Consider the following 18,169-nt stretch of genomic DNA (forward strand, 5'->3'; position numbering starts at 1 on the left):
CGGCGGCGCGGGCGGCCAACGAGAGAACCACGCCCTCGAGGTGTTCAGGAGAGGAACTACACGCGTGACGATCGACGAGACCACACCAGCCGACAACGGACGGAACTCGAAGGCATCACGACGCACCAGCGACCGGGGGATCGGCCCCGCCTCCCGAAAGGGTGCGCTGGTCGACAAGCTCCTCGCCGGGGAGCCGTACGCCCTCGCCTTCGGTGGCCAGGGTGCCCCGTGGCTCAGCTCCCTCGAGGAGCTCAGCCGCGACAACGGACTCGAGCCGGTCCTGACCGAACTGGTCAACGAGGCCGACGCGCTGCTCGCGCCCGTCGCACACGACCTCGTCGTGGTGCGCCCGAGCGGCTTCGACCCCATCGCTTGGATGCTCGAGCAGGAAGTCGCCGACGAGGACGAGACGCCCGTCGCCGGCCCCTCCGAGACCACACTGACCTCCGCCGCGGTGTCACTGCCCGGCGTGTTCCTGACCCAGGTGGCCGCGCTGCGCGCGCTGGCCAATCAGGGCCTCGACGTGACCGCGCAGGCCCCGGCCGCCGTGATCGGCCACTCCCAGGGCGTGCTCGCCGTCGCGGCCACCGAGGCCGCCGGCGCCAAGGACGGGCAGATCCTCGCGATCGCCCAGCTCATCGGTGCCGCTGCCACCCTCGTCGGCCGCCGCCGCGGCATCATCGCGGGCGCCGAGCGCTTCCCGATGCTCGCCGTCGCGAACGTCGACCCCGAGCGTCTGCGCGCCGTCGTCGCCGAGGTCTTCGCCGACCAGGATCCGCAGCGTTCCGCGGTCGTCGCCATCCGCAACGCCCGTCGCCGCGTCGTGCTGTCCGGCCCGCCGGCCGCCCTGGCGCGCGTGCAGCAGCGCTGCGAGGAGATCTCGGCCGCGGAGACCCGCGAGCGTGAGGCGAAGAAGCGCGGCGGTGCCGTGTTCGCCCCCACCTTCGAGCCGGTCTCCGCCGAGATCGGATTCCATCACCCCGCGCTGGCCGACGCGGTCGAGCAGGTCGCCGACTGGGCTTCTCGCTGCGGCCTGGACGCCGACCTCGCCCGTTCGCTGGCGCAGGAAGTGCTCGTCGACCCGGTCGACTGGGTCGCCCTCGTCGACGACGCCGTCGCGGCCGGTGCCTCGTGGATCCTGGATCTGGGTCCCGGTGAGCTGCTGACGCGTATGACCAGCTCGGGCCTGCGCGGCCAGGGTGTGGGCATCATCGCCGCCGCCACCCGCGGTGGTCAGCGCAACCTGCTGACCCCGGGCGCCGAGCCCGAGGTGCCGCAGCCGTGGTCCGCGTTCGCGCCGAAGCCGGTCACCCTGCCCGACGGCCGCCAGGGCGTCGAGACGTCCTTCACGCGCCTGACCGGCCGCTCGCCGATCCTGCTGGCCGGCATGACGCCGACCACCGTCGATCCGAAGATCGTCGCCGCCGCGGCCAACGCCGGCCACTGGGCCGAGCTCGCCGGCGGTGGCCAGGTCACCGAGCAGATCTTCGCCGACCACGTCGAGGAGCTGAAGGGGCTGCTCAAGCCGGGCCGCGCCGTGCAGTTCAACTCGATGTTCCTCGACCCGTACCTGTGGAAGCTGCACGTGGGCGGCAAGCGGCTCGTGCCGCGGGCCCGCGCCGCGGGCGCGCCGTTCGACGGTGTGGTCGTCACCGCCGGCATCCCCGAACTCGAGGAAGCCGTCTCGATCATCGAGGAGCTGACCGAGGCCGGCATCAGCTACGTCGCGTTCAAGCCGGGCACCGTGGCGCAGATCCGCTCGGTGATCCGCATCGCGAACGAGGTGCCGAACTACCCGGTCATCGTCCACATCGAGGGCGGCCGCGCCGGCGGCCACCACTCGTGGGAGGACCTCGACGACCTGCTGCTCGCCACCTACGCCGAGCTGCGCACCCGGTCCAACCTGGTGCTGTGCGTCGGCGGTGGCATCGGCACCCCCGAGCGGGCCGCCGACTACCTGACCGGCCGCTGGTCCACCGTCCACGGCTTCCCGGCGATGCCGCTCGACGGCATCCTGGTCGGCACCGCGGCGATGGCGACGCTCGAGGCGACCACGTCGCCCGAGGTCAAGCGGATGCTCGTCGAGACCCCCGGCACCCCGGACTGGGTCGGCGCCGGCACCGCCTCCGGCGGCATGGCCTCCGGCCGTAGCCAGCTGGGCGCGGACATCCACGAGATCGACAACGCGGCGTCCCGCACCGGCCGCCTGCTCGACGAGGTCGCCGGCGACGCCGAGGCCGTGGCCGCGCGCCGCGACGAGATCATCGCTGCGCTGGACGTCACCGCGAAGCCGTACTTCGGCGACGTCGCCGAGATGACCTACGGGCAGTGGCTCGCCCGCTACCTCGAGCTCGCAGTCGGCTCGCAGGAGGTGGCCGACGCGGCCGAGAACCCGTGGATCGACGTCACCTGGCGCGAGCGCTTCCGCGAGATGCTGCAGCGTGCCGAGTCCCGTCTGCATCCGGCCGATCGTGGCCCCATCCCGACGCTGTTCGCCGACGACGCGGCCCTCGACCGGCCGTACGCGGCGCTGGCGACGCTGACCGGGCAGTTCCCGGATGCCGATTCGGTGGTCCTGCACCCGGCCGACGTCCCGTTCTTCGTCGCGCTGTGCCGCACCCCGGGCAAGCCGGTGAACTTCGTGCCGGTGGTCGATCAGGACGTGCGTCGCTGGTGGCGGTCCGATTCCCTGTGGCAGGCCCACGATCCGCGCTACAGCGCAGATCAGGTCTGCATCATCCCGGGCACCGTCGCCGTCGCGGGCATCACCCGCGCCGACGAGCCCGTCGGTGAGCTGCTCGACCGGTTCGAGAAGGCCACCGTCGACGAGCTGGTCGCGGCCGGCGTCGAGCCGGTGCAGATCGCGGCTCGTCGTCACCAGGACTTCGCGTCCGGTCTGCTCGACGCGGTGCTGTCGGCTCCGGATGTGAACTGGGCCGGCCGCCAGACCGTGAACCCGGTGCACCGCCTCGGTGACCTGGACGAGTGGTCCGTCGAATCCGACACCGCCGCCGTGCACGCCGCGACGGGCGCCACCCTGAGCGTTCTCGACGCCGAGCACGTGGGCCTGACGGTGCCGCTCGCGGGGGACAAGACCGTCGAGATCCGCCTGACCGTGCCGGCCACCGTGCACACCGGTGGCGCTCCCGTCGTCACCGCGGAGGACGCGTCGGCGTCCATGTCGGCGCTGCTCGGTGTCGCCGCCGGCCAGGAGCTGCCCGCGGTGAAGAAGGGCGCGGCCCGCATCACTCTCGGCTGGCTGCCGGAGAAGATCGCCGACCATGCCGGTGTCACCGGTTCGGGACTGCCGTCGACGCTGACCCCGAGTGCCCACGGTGTGCCCGACGTCCTCGTCGGCGCGTGCTGGCCGGCGGTGTTCGCCGCGCTCGGCGCCGCGCAGACCGACGACAGCCTGTCGGTGATCGAGGGCATGCTCGACCTGGTCCATCTCGACCACGCCGTCGACGTGAAGGACGGTCTGCCGACCGAGCCGTCGATCCTGGGTGTCAAGGCCGAGGTGCAGGACGTGGTCGACACCGACCTCGGCCGGGTGGTCGAGGTGCATGTCGAGATCACCGCCGACAACGGCAACGGTTCCGGGGACGCCACGGTCGCGACGCTGATCGAGCGCTTCGCGATCCGCGGCCGCACCGGTAAGGCAGAGCTGGCCGATCCGGTTCGCGCCGGCGGTGCCGTGAGCGAGGACGCGGTGGAGACCCCACGTCGCCGCCGCCGCGACGCCGTGATCGTCGCCCCGATCGACATGAGCGCCTTCGCGCGTGTCTCGGGCGACCACAACCCGATCCACACCTCGGACAACGCTGCCCTGCTGGCCGGTCTGGGCACCCCGATCGTGCACGGCATGTGGCTCTCGGCCGCCGCCCAGCAGGTCGTGACCGCCCTCGAGTCCGACGCCAAGCTGCCGGCCCGCCGCCTGACGGCGTGGACCGCCCGGTTCCTCGGCATGGTGCGCCCCGGCGCGCAGATCGACGTGCGGGTCGACCGCATCGCGACCGACCGCGGCGCCGAGATCGTCGAGGTGGGCTGCCGCGTGGACGGCGACCTGGTGATGGTCGCCACCGGCCGCACCGCTGCCCCGCGCACGGTGTACGCGTTCCCCGGCCAGGGCATCCAGCGTCCCGGCATGGGCCTGGACGCCCGTGCCCGCAGCAAGGCCGCCCGGGAGATCTGGGATCGCGCCGACAAGCACACCCGAAAGGCCCTGGGCTTCTCCATCCTGGCCGTGGTGCGCGACAACCCGACCGTGCTCAAGGCCCGCGGGGTCACCCACAAGCATCCGGACGGCGTGCTGCACCTGACCCAGTTCACGCAGGTCGCGATGGCGACCTTGGGCGTCGCCCAGATCGCGGAACTGCGTGAGGCCGGCGCCTTCGTCGAGGGCGCGTTCCTGGCCGGACACTCGGTGGGCGAGTACAACGCCCTCGCCGCCGTGGCCGGGGTGCTGCCGCTCGAGGCGGTGCTCGAGGTGGTGTTCAGCCGCGGATCGGCGATGCACGCCCTCGTGCCGCGCGACGAGCACGGCCGTTCGGACTACCGCATGGCCGCGATCCGCCCGTCGCAGTTCGGTGTCGCCGACGCCGATCTCGAGGCGTTCGTCGCCGGGGTCGCCGAGGAGACCGGCGAGTTCCTGCAGATCGTCAACCTGAACCTGCGCGGCTCGCAGTACGCGATCGCCGGCACGGTCGCCGGCCTCGAGGTCCTCGAGTCCGTGATCGAGCGCAAGGTCGCCGAGTTCGGTGGCAAGCGTGCGTTCATCCTGGTCCCGGGGATCGACGTGCCGTTCCACTCGACCGTCCTGCGCGGCGGCGTGGACGACTTCCGGGAGCGCCTGCTGAACCTGCTGCCGGAGCAGATCGATCCCGACATCCTCATCGGCCGCTACATCCCGAACCTGGTGCCCAAGCCGTTCGACCTGGGCCGGGAGTTCGTCCAGGAGATCGCCGACCTGGTGCCGTCCGAGCCGCTGGCCGAGGTCCTCGCGGACTTCGACACCTGGGCGGCCGATCGCTCGAAGCTGTGCCGCGTCGTGCTCGCCGAGCTGCTCGCGTGGCAGTTCGCGTCCCCGGTCCGCTGGATCGAGACGCAGGACCTGCTGTTCGCCGACGAGGCCGACGGCGGCCTGGGCGTCGAGCGGTTCGTCGAGGTCGGCCTCGGTGCCGCCCCGACGGTGGCGAACCTGGCGTCGCAGACGCTGAAGCTGCCGGGCCGCTTCGGGCAGCCGGTCGAGGTGCTCAACATCGAGCGCGAGGCCTCGGTCGTGTACTCCACGGACGTCGATCCGGCGCCGGTGGAGGACGACGAGCCGGCCTCGGCCGAGACGTCCGCGGCCGCCCCGGCTGCGGCTGCCGCTCCGGCCGCCGCACCTGCCGCTCCGGCGGGTGGCCCGCGTCCGGACGACATCGCGTTCAAGGCCGCCGACGCCACGAAGGTGCTCATCGCCCTGTGGACGAAGCTGCGCCCGGATCAGGTCGGTCCCGCCGACACGATCGAGGCGCTGTGCGACGGTGTGTCCTCGCGGCGCAACCAGCTGCTCGTCGACCTCGGTTCGGAGCTGTCGCTCGGCGCCATCGACGGTGCCGCCGACGCCGACATGGGCGCGCTCGCCGCCACGGTCGATCGCCTGGCCCGCACCTACCGGCCCTTCGGTCCGGTGCTGTCGGATTCCGTCAACGACCACCTGCGCAAGGTGTTCGGTCCGTCGGGCAAGCGTCCCGCCTACGTCACCGACCGCGTCACCAAGGTGTGGGGCCTGGGCGAGGGCTGGGCGTCGCACGTGACCGCGGAGGTCGCGCTCGGCAGCCGGGACGGTTCGTCCGTCCGCGGCGGTGCGCTCGGCGGCCTGTCCGACGGCACGCTGTCCGACGGCGGCGCCGTCGACAAGCTGATCGATGCTGCGGTGCAGTCGGTCGCCGGCCGCCGCGGTGTCGCGGTGTCGATGCCGTCCGCCGGTGGCGGCGGCGGTGCCACCGTCGACGCTGCCGCGCTCGGCGAGTTCGCCGAGGGCATCACCGGCTCGAACGGTGTGCTCGCCAAGACCGCGCGCCTGATCCTGTCCGAGCTGGGCCTGGCCGACGCGGCCTCGGACCTCGCGGACAAGGCGGACACGGAACTGGTCGATCTGGTCTCGGCGGAGCTGGGCTCCGACTGGCCGCGGCTGGTCGCGCCGGCGTTCGATGCCCGCAAGGCCGTGCTGATCGACGACCGGTGGGCGACGGCTCGTGAGGACCTGGCCCGCGTGTGGCTCGGTGCCGAGATCGCCGCGGAGCGCTTCGCCGGTGCGGGCGCCACGGTGGCTGCGCACGCCACGTTCTGGGCGGGCAAGGCCACCGAGGCGGGCCGCACGGAACTCGCGCGGACCTTCGAGGCGATCGCGACGGCTGCCCGGCAGACCGGCGACGCCGAGTACGCCGGCGAGGTCGCCGTCGTCACCGGCGCCAGCAAGGGCGGGATCGCGGCCGCGGTCGCGGCGAAGCTGCTCGCCGGCGGCGCGACGGTCGTGGTCACCACCTCGAGCCTGAACGACAGCCGCCTCGGCTTCTACAAGGAGCTGTACGCAGGCAACGCGCGGTCCGGTGCGGCCCTGTGGGTGGTTCCGGCCAACATGGCGTCCTACTCCGACGTCGACGCCCTGGTGCAGTGGCTCGGCACCGAAACCGTGGAGACCGCGGGCGGCGCCAAGAAGCTGATCAAGGAGGCCCTGACCCCGACGCTGCTGTTCCCGTTCGCCGCGCCGCGCGTGGTCGGGTCGATGGCCGACGCCGGTGCCCGCGCCGAGATGGAGATGCGGGTCCTGCTGTGGTCGGTGGAGCGCCTCATCGCGGGGCTGGCCGACATCGGCTACGACCGCGACGTCGACACCCACCTGCACGTCGTGCTGCCGGGTTCGCCGAACCGCGGCAAGTTCGGCGGCGACGGTGCGTACGGCGAGGCGAAGGCCGCGCTGGACGCGATCGTCAACCGCTGGCACGCCGAGCGCACGTGGGCCGAGCGGGTCACCCTCGCTCACGCCCTCATCGGCTGGGTCCGGGGCACGGGCCTGATGGGCGGCAACGATCCGCTGGTCGAGGCCGCCGAGGCCGCCGGTGTGCGCACCTGGTCGACCGACGAGATGGCCGTCGAGCTGCTGAAGCTCGTCACCGCCGGCTCCAAGGAGTCCGCTGCGGTCGAGCCGCTGGTGGCGGACCTGACCGGGGGTCTGTCCGAGGCCGACATCGACCTGCCGGCCCTGGCCAAGCAGGCTCAGGAGGAGGCCGAGGCGCAGGCCGCGGCCGAGACCGAGTCCGACGAGGTCACCATCGCGGCGCTGCCCGCGCCGCCGCGCCTGGACGCGACGGCGCCCGCGCCGGAGTGGAAGCCGCTCGACGTCGATCCCGCCGATCTGGTGGTCATCGTCGGCGCCGGCGAGCTCGGCCCGTACGGCTCGGCCCGCACCCGCTTCGAGATGGAGGTCGACGAGGAACTGTCGGCCGCCGGTGTGCTCGAGCTGGCCTGGGTCACGGGTCTGGTGGCATGGGAGAACGATCCCACCCCGGGCTGGTACGACGCGGAGACCGGCGAGCTGGTGCCCGAGGCGGAGATCGCCGACCGGTACCACGATGCGGTGGTCGAGCGCTGCGGCATCCGCCGCTACGGCGACGACGGCGCGATGATCGACAATGCGGCGCCGCTGCTGACCTCGGTGTTCCTGGACAAGGACCTGTCGTTCGTGGTCGGGTCCGAGGCCGAGGCCCGCGCGTTCGTCGACGCCGACCCGGAGAACACCGTCGCGCAGTCGGTTCCGGACAGCGGTGACTGGACCGTCACCCGTAAGGCCGGCACCGAGATCCGGGTGCCCCGCAAGATGAACCTGACCCGCACGGTCGGTGGTCAGATCCCGACCGGGTTCGACGTCACCAAGTGGGGCATCCCCGCCGACATGGCCGAGTCCGTGGACCGGGTGGGCCTGTGGAACATCGTGACCACGGTGGACGCGTTCCTCTCGAGCGGTTTCACCCCGTCGGAGCTCATGCGCTGGGTGCACCCCTCGTACGTGGCGAACACCCAGGGCACCGGCATGGGCGGCATGACCTCGATGCGGTCGCTGTACATCGACACGCTGCTCGGCGAGTCCCGCGCGAACGACATCCTGCAGGAGGCCCTGCCGAACGTCATCGCCGCGCACGTCGTGCAGTCGTACGTCGGTGGCTACGGCGCGATGGTGCACCCGGTGGCGGCGTGCGCGACGGCCGCGGTGTCGGTCGAGGAGGGTGTCGACAAGATCAAGCTGGGCAAGGCGCAGCTGGTCGTCGCCGGCGGCTTCGACGACCTCGGTATCGAGGGCATCGTCGGGTTCGGTGACATGTCGGCCACCGCGAAGTCGGACGACATGACGGCCAAGGGCATCAGCGATCGCCGGTTCTCCCGCGCCAACGATCGCCGGCGCGGTGGGTTCGTCGAGTCCGCCGGTGGCGGCACGGTCCTGCTCGCCCGCGGCGACCTGGCACTGGAGATGGGCCTGCCCGTCCTCGGTGTGGTCGCGTGGGCCGGCTCCTTCGCCGACGGCGTGCACACCTCGATCCCGGCTCCGGGCATCGGTGCCCTGGGCGCCGGCCGCGGTGGGCTCGAGTCGGGCTTGGCGCGGGAGCTGCGCAAGCTCGGTGTCACCGCAGACGACATCGCGGTGATCTCCAAGCACGACACCTCCACTGCGGCCAACGACCCGAACGAGGCGGAGCTGCACGAGCGCCTGGCGGGGTCGCTGGGCCGCAGCGACGGTGCGCCGATGTTCGTGGTGTCGCAGAAGTCGCTGACCGGTCACGCCAAGGGCGGCGCGGCGGCGTTCCAGCTGATCGGCCTGTGCCAGGTCCTCAGCCAGGGCATCGTCCCGCCGAACCGCAGCCTGGACTGCGTCGACGACAAGATGGCCGGGTTCGAGCACCTGGTGTGGCCGCGCACCCCGCTCCGCTTCGGCGAGCAGTACGCGCTCAAGGCCGGTCTGCTGACCAGCCTCGGGTTCGGCCACGTGTCGGGGCTGATCGCGGTGGTCCACCCGCAGGCGTTCGTCGAGGCGATCCCGGCGGAGCGCCGGCAGGCCTACGTCGAGCAGGCTCAGGCCCGCGCCGTCGCCGGTAAGCGCCGCCTCGCGGAGGCCATGACCGGGGGTGCGGCCCTGTACCAGCGGCCCGCCGACCGCCGCTTCGGCGGGGACTCGGTGCCGGCCGACGCGGCACGCCAGCTCGAAGCGGACGTGCTGCTCTCGCCGCAGGCACGACTGGGCGACGGCGACGTGTACCGTTCGGGTCTGCCCGGCTGCAAGTAGCCGCCGGCCGCACGGTCACAGAGAGCGGGTCACAGGACGGATGGGAGTTGCGGGGATCGGGTTCGACCTGGTCACGGTGTCGGAGTTCGAGGAGCAGCTGGGCCGCGCAGGCACGGCGATGCTCTCGAACTTCACGCCGGGCGAGCGTCGGGACGCGAACACCCGCAGCTCCCGTCCCGGCCGCCACTTCGCGGCCCGGTGGGCTGCGAAGGAGGCGCTGATCAAGGCGTGGTCGGCGTCGCTGTTCGGCAGCCCGCCGGTGCTGCCGGAGACCGTGCACCGGCAGATCGAGGTGGTCTCCGATGCGTGGGGCCGACCCGGGATCCGGCTGCACGGCGATGTCGCCGCGCACCTGACCGGGGTGCGGATCCACGTCTCGCTCACGCACGACGGAGACATGGCGGGGGCGTTCGTCGTGCTCGAGGAGGACCCACAGGTGTAGAGCCCGGGTGGTGGTTTCAGGCGGAGGAAGTGCGGACTTCCTCCGCCTGTTGCGTTTCGGAGTCGCGGTCGTCGGCCCGGCGGGACTCCTCCGCCCGGGCGGCCTCTTCGCGGCGCTTGCGCCGCTTGGCGCTCGTCCGGGACTCCTTCTCGGCCACCATCAGGTACGCGCCCATCAGCCGCTTGAGTTCGACGACCGCGTCGGCGTGGCTCTGGTTGTCCTGCACGGAGAAGTTCAGCATCGAGTACACGACGTGCACGAGCACCTCGGCCATCAGGGTGCGGCGCTCGCGCGGGGTGTCGGGCATGAGCGGAGCCAGCATCCGCGCGATCTGCTCGGCGAACTCCTTCTCGTGGATCGCGCCGGTCGCCCGCGTCGACGGGGTGGACTGCATCGCGAGCCACACCTCCCGCCGCGACGGGTCCGACATCCACAGACCGGCGAGATGGTCGACGAAGGCGTTGAGGAACCGCAGCCAGTCCACGGACGGGACGACGCCGTCGAACTTGGCGAGTTCGTCCTGCACGCCCACCAGGTCCTGCCGGTTCAGTTCACAGACGATGACGTACTTGTTGGCGAAGAACTGGTAGAGGGTGCCGATGGGTACGTCGGCCCGGGCGGCCACCTCTTCGCAGGTGAACGACTCGAAGCCGACCTCGGTGAGCAGTTCGCGGGACGCGGCGAGCAGCGCGTCGAACTTGCGCCGGCTGCGCTCCTGCGTCGGGCGGCGGCGCGGCACGAGCTCCTGGGGCGCCGCCTGGACCTCCAGCGCCGGGTCGATTCGGCGTGGGGTACGGCCGCGCTTCGTTGCAGACTCCACGCGCCCAGGCTAGCCGGAGGTTGTCCGAATTCCGAACTTCTAGCTGTGAGGGCGAGTCCCAGCTAACACCTCCGGAGTCGCCGTCGGCTCACTTGACGAGGGTGAACTGCATGACGTCGATGTGGCCGGTCCGGAAGTGCTCGGCGGAACCGTTCAGGTACTTCATGAACCGCGCGTACATCTCCTCCGAGGACAGGGCGATCGCCTCGTCGCGGCGGGCCGACAGGGCTGCGGCCCAGTGTTCGAGGGTGCGGACGTAGTGCGGAGCCAGGGCCTGGATGCGTTCGACCCGGAACCCGGCCCGCTCCGCGCCTTCGACCACGGTCTCGGGCTGCGGCAACTGCCCGCCGGGGAAGATCTCCCGTTTGATGAAGATGTGGAACAGCGCGTTCTCGCGGGTCACCGGGATTCCCCGCTCGCGCAGTGTGGTGAGCCGGTGCCCCACGATGGTGTGCAGCAGCATCCTCCCGTCCGGCGGCAACATGTCGTGGCACTTGGTGAAGAACTGGTCGTAGCGTTCGCTCCGGAAGTGCTCGAATGCGCCGATGCTCACGATGCGGTCCACCCGCCCGTCGAATTCCTCCCAGCCCTGCAGGCGCACGTCCACGGTGCGGGGGCCGGGCAGTCGCGCAGCGAGGTCGCGGACGTGCTCGTACTGGTTGCGGCTGAGGGTGAGCCCGATCGTGTCCACGTCGTAGTGCGTGGCCGCGCGCAGCATCGTCGAGCCCCAGCCGCATCCGACGTCGAGCAGTGTCATGCCCGGGTGCAGGTCGCACTTGCCGAGCGACAGGTCGACCTTCGCGGCCTGGGCCTGCTCGAGCGTCATGTCGTCCCGCTCGAAGTATGCGCAGCTGTAGGTCATGGACGGATCGAGGAACAGGGTGAAGAACTCGTCCGAGAGGTCGTAGTGGGACTGGACCTGCCGGTAGAAGGGCGTGAGTGCGGTCTGCGGACTGGGTGGCATCGCAGTGCCTTCCGTTCGAGGGTCGGCCGGCCCCCTGCCTCTTGTGGACCGTTCCGCCCGTTGGCGACCCCGACATCGCGAAATGTACGCCGGAATCCGGCGGGACGAGCATGCTTCGATCCGGACGGGCTGTACCCGTACCGAAAACGAGACACAACGATCGGGAGGTGCCGTGGACGTCGCGGAGATGTGCGAGCGGGTGCGCCGGCTCATGCCGGCGGCACGCGAGGATCTCGAGGAACTGGTGGCCTTCCGGTCGGTGGCGGATCCGCGTCTGTTCCCGCCCGAGCAGTGCGTCGCGGCCGCGGAATGGGTGCGCGACGCGTTCGCCGCCGTCGGCATCGAGGGCACGGAGCTGATCGAGACCTCCGACGGCTCCCTCGCGGTGCTCGGGCACACCCCCGCACCGCCGGGGGCGCCGACCGTGCTGCTCTACAGCCACTACGACGTGCAGCCCCCGGGCGACGAGTCGCTGTGGCACAGCCCGCCGTTCGAGCTCACCGAACGCGACGGCCGCTGGTACGGCCGTGGCGCCGCGGACTGCAAGGGCAACCTGGTGATGCATCTGCTTGCGCTGCGGGCGCTGCGTGAACTCGGGCCACTGCCGGTGGGGGTCCGGATCGTCGGTGACGGCTCGGAGGAGACCGGCGGCGGTGGTCTCGAAGACCTCGCCCGGGCACGGCCCGAGTTGTTCGCCGCCGACCTGGTTCTCGTCGCGGACTGCGGTAACGCCGAGGCGGGACGGCCCACCCTCACGACGTCGCTACGCGGCCTGGCGAACGTCGTCGTCCACATCGAAGCTCTGGCTGGGGAAATCCACTCGGGGCAGTTCGGCGGCGCGGCCCCCGATGCCCTCGTTGCGTTGGTACGCCTGCTGTCGAGCCTTCGCGACGAGGCCGGTGACACCGTGATCGACGGCCTCGACTCCCGCGGCACGTGGGCGGGCGAACCCTATCCGGACCAGACGTTCCGCGCGGATGCCGGTGTACTCGAGGGCGTCTCGCTGCTCTCGGCCGGGACGGTCGCCGACGCCGTGTGGGCACGGCCCGCCGTGACGATACTCGGAATCGACGCGCCCCCCGTCGTCGGCTCGGCGGCCGCGGTCGTGCCGCGCGCATCCGCGCGGCTGAACCTGCGGGTCCCGCCGGGGACGGATCCGCTCGCCGCGCAGGATGCCCTCGTCGCGCACCTGCACGCGCACGCGCCCTGGAACGTGCGGGTACGGGTCGACCGGGAGGGTGTGAGCGAACCGTTCCGGGCGGCGACCGACGGGCCGGGATACGCCGCGCTGCGACGGGCGCTCGCCGCTGTCTACGGACGCGAGGTCGGCACGGTCGGACAGGGCGGCTCGATCCCGCTGTGCATCGTGCTGCAGCAGGTGCTGCCGGACGCGGAGATCGCGCTGCTGGGCGTGGAGGAACCCGCCGCCCGCATCCACGGGCCCGACGAGAGCGTGGACCCGTCCGAACTCGAGCGCATGGCCGTCGCGGAGGCGCTGGTGCTCGCCTCCCTCGGCCGGTGAGCCGGGAGTCAGACCGACAGGTCGCGGCGCAGTTTCGCGACGTGCCCCGTGGCGCGGACGTTGTACTGCGCGACCTCGATCCGGCCGTCCTCGTCGACGACGAACGTCGAACGGATCACTCCGGTGACGGTCTTGCCGTACATCTTCTTCTCGCCGAACGCACCCCATGCCGTCAGCGTGGCCCTGTCCGGATCCGACAGCAGCGGGAACGTCAGCTGCTCGGCGTCCCGGAACTTGGCGAGCTTGGCCGGCTTGTCGGGGGAGATGCCCACGACGGCGAGCCCGGCGCCGTTCAGGTCGGCGAGGCTGTCGCGGAAATCGCAGGCTTGCTTGGTGCACCCGGGAGTGCTTGCCGCGGGGTAGAAGTACACGATCACCTTGCGTCCGCGGTAGTCCGACAGGGACACCTCGTTGCCGTCCGCGTCGGGGAGGGTGAATTCGGGAGCCGTGTCGCCGGGAGCGAGCCTGCTGCTGTTTTCCGTCACCTCCGAGAGGGTAACGGACCTGTGCGTCCACTACCGTGGTCGCAGCACAGTGCAGCGACCAACTGGAGGATCACGTGGGTAGGGACACCGAGGCCATCGAACGGGACATCGAGAACGCCCGCAACCAGCTTGCGAGCACCCTCGACGAATTGAGTGTGCGGGCCAGCCCGAAGAACGTGATGGCCCATACCAAGCAGACCGTGATGGAGAAGGTGAACCAGCCCAACGTCAAGTACGCGCTCGTCGCCGTGGGCGCCGTCGTCGGCGCGCTGGTGCTGCGCAAGCTGTTGCGCTGAGTTCTGTTGCGCTGAGTTCCGGCCCGAAGGGCACCGTCGTCCGGCGTATCGGACCGCGGTGCCCTTCGTCGTCTCCCGGCGACGTCGTCGCGCGGGGCCGATGTGACCTTGGACCGTTCCGAGTTCGATCATGGCGTGATTGACTGAGGGTGAGCCAACCGCGCCATCTCGGAGGGGGCTGACGGCCATGCCGACCGCACAGCGGGTTGCACGACTTCTTCTCGTCTCGATCCTGACCGCCGTGGCCCTGCTCGGCTCCGGGGTTGCGGCCACTGCGGGGACGCTGGGCGGTGCTCCGCCGACACGGCTGCCCACGTCGGCGCTCGAGCCGGCGAACGGCGCGGTGGTGGGGGTCGGACACCCGGTGACCGTCCGGTTCGGCGCCCCCGTCGCCGACCGCGCCCGCGCCGAGCGGGCCGTCGAGATCACGACGTCGAAGCCGGTGAGCGGCCACTTCACGTGGCTCGACGACCGCCGGGTGCAGTGGGTTCCCGACGGTCTCTGGCCGGGGCACACCACCGTGACCGTCGCCGTGGCTGGAGCGCGGACCCAGTTCCAGGTCGGCGACGAGTTCGTCGCCGTCGCGAACCGCTCGACGCACCAGTTCACGGTCATCCTCAACGGCGAGGTGGTCCGGACGATGCCGGCGTCGATGGGCAAGCCCGGCTACGAGACGCCCGTCGGCACGTTCTCGGTGCTCGAGAAGTTCCGCGACCTCGTCATGGACTCGTCCACCTACGGCGTCCCGATCGACGCCCCGGAGGGCTACCGCATCGACACCGAGTACGCCGTGCGACTCACGTGGGGCGGCATCTTCGTCCATGCGGCGCCGTGGTCGGTGGACTCGCAGGGTTACGCGAACGTGAGCCACGGGTGCATCAACCTGAGCACCGAGAACGCGCAGTGGTACTTCGACCGGGTGAAGATCGGCGATCCCGTGATCGTGGAGGGCTGACCGGTGACCTGCTCCCGCCGGCACACCGGACCCGAGACGGCTACTTGATCACTGCGCCCGCGTCGATCGGCAGCTGCACACCGGTGACGTAGCGACCCGCGTCGCTGACCAGGAACAGGATCGCGTTGCTGATGTCGACCGGTTCGACCCATTCGATCGGCAGGGCGTTCATGGTCTTGAACGACTCGCCCGCTTCCTCCCGGGTGATCTCGGACGGCTTCTTGTCCGGGTTGAAGACCGCGTAGGTCTGCTCGTTGTGGATCATGTCCGTATCCACCGACGTGGGATGCACCGAATTGACCCGGATCATGTGCGGGGCGAGTTCGTTGGCGAGGGTCTTCGTCAATCCCACCACGCCGTGCTTGGCCGCGACGTAGTGCGCGAGGTTCGCCAGTCCCTTGATGCCCGCGGTGGAACTGGTGAGCACGATCGCGCCGCCGCCGTCGTTGGCCTTCAGGTGCGGCACGGTCGCCCGCACCGTCTTGAACACCCCCGTGAGATTGATGTCGATCATGTCGTCCCACATCTCGTCGGTGAGTTCCTCGACGGGCGCGAAGCTGGCGATGCCGGCGTTCGCGAGGACGATGTCGAGCCGGCCGAGCTGGGCCACGCCGTCGTCGACCGCCGACTTCAGGGCGGCACTGTCGCGGACGTCGGCCTGGGTGGCGACGATCCGGCGGTCCAGCGCCTCGACCTGCCGGACCGTCTCGGCGAGGTCGTCCGACGTGGCGAGGGGATAACCCACGGAATCGACCTGCGCGCAGAGATCGATCGCGATGATGTCGGCGCCCTCCTCGGCCAGCCGGACCGCGTGACTGCGGCCCTGCCCGCGTGCAGCACCGGTGATGAATGCGACCTTGCCCTCGAGCTGACCCATGGTGGTACTCCTCCGGCGTTCGGTGTGATGTTCGTCCCACAGTAGGTGGGTTCGACGGGCATCGGACCGAAATCGCAAGGCGGCTCGGCACACTCAGTCGTCGCGGCATGCCGGTGCGAGCCGGACACGCACGCCTCGTCGTCATCTGATGTGCGGCGCGGATACTGCCTCGTTCACGAGGGAGAGGAAGCGCCGTCCTCCTTTCGGGGGGAGCGGTGGGGTCGGGCACACCTGTCGGTGGGGTCGGTTAGCGTGCCGGGCATGGGGATCGAGGTGGTGCGCTACAACTACCGGTTGCGGCCGGGCACCACCGCCGAACATGCACTGATGCAGGAGTGGCATCGCTGCCGATTCCTGTGGAACGAGGCGGTGCACCAACACAAGGCCGGTCGCCGGCCGACGTTCGGGAAGCTGGCCAAGCAGTTGACCGAGGCGCGGGCCCGCTCGTCGTGGTTGCGGGACGGCTCCCAGGTCGCCCAGCAGCAGATGCTGCGCACCTACGCGCAGGCGCTCGACGCGTCGCGCACGGCCCCGGGCCGGGGCCGGCCGCGGTTCAAGGCGCGGAGGAAGACCCTGCCGTCGCTCGAGTACACCCGCCGCGGGTTCCGGGTCCGCGACGGGCGGTTGGTGCTGCCCAAAGGTGTGAGTGTGCCGGTGGTGTGGTCGCGGGCACTGCCGGCGGAGCCGTCGAGTGTGCGCATCACCCGCGATTGCCTGGGGCACTGGTATGCCTCGTTCGTGGTGACCCGCGAGGCCGAGCCGATCCCGGCCGCCGACCCGGGCAGCGCGGTCGGGATCGACTGGGGCGTGGCCCGCACCGCGACGGCCACCGAGGAGCGGTTCGATCTGCCGCAGCACGGGCACCGGAAACGGTGTGCGGCGGAGGTGGCGAGAGCGCAGCGGACGATGGCCCGGCGCCGCCGGGGGAAGGGGCTCCCACCCTCGAGGGGCTATCGCCGGGCCCGCACCCGGGCCGCGAAGGTGCAGAAGAAGGCGGCCCGGCAGAACCGGCACGACGGCCGGATCTGGGCCAGGGCCGTGGTCGAGGCGCATCATCTGGTCGCGGTGGAGGATTTCCGACCCCGGTTCCTGTCGAGGTCGACGATGGCGCGCACGGCCGCCGATGCCGCGATCGCGACGGTGAAACGGGAATTGCTCGAGCAGGGCAGGCGGGCCGGCCGGAAGGTGGTGCTGGTGCGGCCCGCGTACACGACCATGACGTGTTCGAGGTGTTTCGCGAGAGCCAAGCAACGCCTCGGACTCGAGGAACGTATCTTCCGGTGCCGGGCGTGCGGGCATACCGCGTGCCGGGACCGGAACGCTGCCAGAGTGATTCTGGCTGTGGCGGAGCGTGGCCACACCGGTGTCGACGACGTGAGTCAAGCGGATCACCTCCCTCCGGGTGGTGGTGCGGTTGCGGTCTGAGCCGGGAATCTCCTGCCTTCAGGGAAGGAGAGACGTTAACGGAGGAAGTCGAGGATCACGGCAGCTGTCTGCGCGGGCTGCCCCAGCCAGGGCACGTGTCCGCCCGGGAGGACCGCCGACGTCGCCGACGGGATCAGGTCGGTCACCCCACGGGCCACGGCGACGCCGCCGAGCGGCTCGTCGCGGCCCCAGACGAGCAGCGTAGGCATGGTCAGGCGGCCGAGTTCCTCGGGACGTACGCGCGTCCGCCGGCGGAACCCGGACGGCGTCAGCAATGCCACGGGCGACACGAGTGCATGTATCTCGTCGCGCGCGGCCGACTCGGCGACGGGGTCTCTGCGCGTGGCAACGAGCAGATCGATCAGGTCGGGATGCCGGACCAGCGTCGCGCGTTCCCCCATGACGGCGGCAAACCGGAGTACGGACTCCCGGCCGGGCGGAACGAGACCGGCCGCCAGCCTGCCGAGCCCCGGAGTGGCGAGTACCCGGTGCGGCAGCGGGCACCGCGTCCCCGGAAAGGCGGGCGGCCCGACGAGTACGAGCCGGCCGACCCGCTCCGGGTGCGCGAGTGCGTACCAGGTGGCCCACACACCGCCCGCGGAGTGCCCGAGCAGCACGGTCTCTTCGAGGCCGAGGACGTCGAGCAGGCGATCCAGCCACCCGATCGCCGCTGTGCGGAAGTGCCGTCGGGGGTGGTCGATCGGGTCGCTGAGGCCCCGGCCGGGCAGGTCCGGGGCAATCGCGCGGACGCCGTCGAGTTCGGCGAGTAGCGGCAGGAAGAATCCGGCAGCGACCCCAGTGCCGTGGAGCAGGATCATCGGCGGTCCGGCGCCCTTCTCCAGGACGTGCACTCGGGTGGGCAAGTCCGATTCCACCCTGCGGCTGTATCCCGAGCCGTCCGGAAGCACTCGTTCGTACCATGCCCGCAGGCCCGCGTGGCCGTCGTCCGCCGACGTCCCAGCGTCTCGCACAGTGCTCTTCGTGAACATGGCCCCAGTTTGTTCGCGACGGCCGAACGCTCGCATCGGGCGAATTGTGCAGTCCGCCATCCCGCACAGGGGAAA

At 71.2% G+C, this 18,169-nt stretch carries 11 protein-coding genes; 6 read left to right on the forward strand and 5 right to left on the reverse strand.

Annotated elements, in window-relative coordinates; genetic code table 11:
* The first annotated feature begins 64 nt into the window (after positions 1-64).
* Positions 65-9,319 carry a fatty acid synthase subunit beta domain-containing protein gene (locus ACM26Y_RS09470; protein WP_416063302.1) on the forward strand — a complete coding sequence of 3,085 codons (9,255 nt, stop codon included), beginning with the start codon at positions 65-67 and terminating at the stop codon, positions 9,317-9,319.
* Positions 9,320-9,359: 40 nt separating this feature from the next.
* Positions 9,360-9,761: a holo-ACP synthase gene (locus ACM26Y_RS09475; protein ID WP_416063303.1), complete on the forward strand. Its 402-nt coding sequence runs from the start codon at positions 9,360-9,362 to the stop codon at positions 9,759-9,761.
* A 16-nt stretch (positions 9,762-9,777) separates the two neighbouring features.
* On the opposite strand, the gene ACM26Y_RS09480 is transcribed toward ACM26Y_RS09475, so the two are convergent.
* Both ACM26Y_RS09480 and ACM26Y_RS09485 read right to left on the reverse strand, forming a co-directional pair.
* Entirely contained in the window at positions 9,778-10,581 is an 804-nt protein-coding gene (locus ACM26Y_RS09480) for a TetR family transcriptional regulator (protein WP_040784145.1), read from the reverse strand.
* 88 nt (positions 10,582-10,669) lie between these two features.
* Positions 10,670-11,545 carry a cyclopropane mycolic acid synthase family methyltransferase gene (locus ACM26Y_RS09485; protein ID WP_416063304.1) on the reverse strand — a complete coding sequence of 292 codons (876 nt, stop codon included), beginning with the start codon at positions 11,543-11,545 and terminating at the stop codon, positions 10,670-10,672.
* Positions 11,546-11,732: 187 nt separating this feature from the next.
* Here ACM26Y_RS09485 and ACM26Y_RS09490 point away from each other — a divergent pair, with 187 nt between their 5' ends.
* A complete protein-coding gene (locus ACM26Y_RS09490) occupies positions 11,733-13,067 on the forward strand; it encodes a dipeptidase (RefSeq protein ID WP_416063650.1) in 1,335 nt (444 codons plus the stop codon).
* Between the two features lie 8 nt (positions 13,068-13,075).
* Here the strand turns inward: ACM26Y_RS09490 and bcp are convergent, their stop codons facing one another.
* Positions 13,076-13,552 (reverse strand): thioredoxin-dependent thiol peroxidase, encoded by a 477-nt coding sequence (gene bcp / locus ACM26Y_RS09495; RefSeq protein ID WP_054373808.1) that lies wholly within the window; start codon positions 13,550-13,552, stop codon positions 13,076-13,078.
* Positions 13,553-13,626: 74 nt separating this feature from the next.
* On the opposite strand from bcp, the gene ACM26Y_RS09500 reads away from it, so the two are divergent.
* Together ACM26Y_RS09500 and ACM26Y_RS09505 are read left to right on the forward strand one after the other, a co-directional pair.
* Complete coding sequence (locus ACM26Y_RS09500; protein WP_003938940.1) at positions 13,627-13,848, forward strand: DUF3618 domain-containing protein; 222 nt, start codon at positions 13,627-13,629, stop codon at positions 13,846-13,848.
* 187 nt (positions 13,849-14,035) lie between these two features.
* Complete coding sequence (locus tag ACM26Y_RS09505; protein WP_416063305.1) at positions 14,036-14,803, forward strand: L,D-transpeptidase; 768 nt, start codon at positions 14,036-14,038, stop codon at positions 14,801-14,803.
* Between the two features lie 40 nt (positions 14,804-14,843).
* On the opposite strand, the gene ACM26Y_RS09510 is transcribed toward ACM26Y_RS09505, so the two are convergent.
* Entirely contained in the window at positions 14,844-15,680 is an 837-nt protein-coding gene (locus tag ACM26Y_RS09510) for a mycofactocin-coupled SDR family oxidoreductase (RefSeq protein WP_003938938.1), read from the reverse strand.
* Between the two features lie 261 nt (positions 15,681-15,941).
* Here ACM26Y_RS09510 and ACM26Y_RS09515 point away from each other — a divergent pair, with 261 nt between their 5' ends.
* Positions 15,942-17,105, forward strand: coding sequence for an RNA-guided endonuclease InsQ/TnpB family protein (locus ACM26Y_RS09515; protein WP_416063306.1), 1,164 nt, complete (start codon positions 15,942-15,944; stop codon positions 17,103-17,105).
* 35 nt (positions 17,106-17,140) lie between these two features.
* Here the strand turns inward: ACM26Y_RS09515 and ACM26Y_RS09520 are convergent, their stop codons facing one another.
* A complete protein-coding gene (locus ACM26Y_RS09520; protein WP_416063307.1) occupies positions 17,141-17,980 on the reverse strand; it encodes an alpha/beta fold hydrolase in 840 nt (279 codons plus the stop codon).
* Between the last annotated feature and the right edge of the window lie 189 nt (positions 17,981-18,169).

The sequence above is a fragment of the Rhodococcus indonesiensis genome, from assembly GCF_047782815.1.
In the GTDB taxonomy this organism is placed as follows: Bacteria; Actinomycetota; Actinomycetes; order Mycobacteriales; family Mycobacteriaceae; genus Rhodococcus; species Rhodococcus indonesiensis.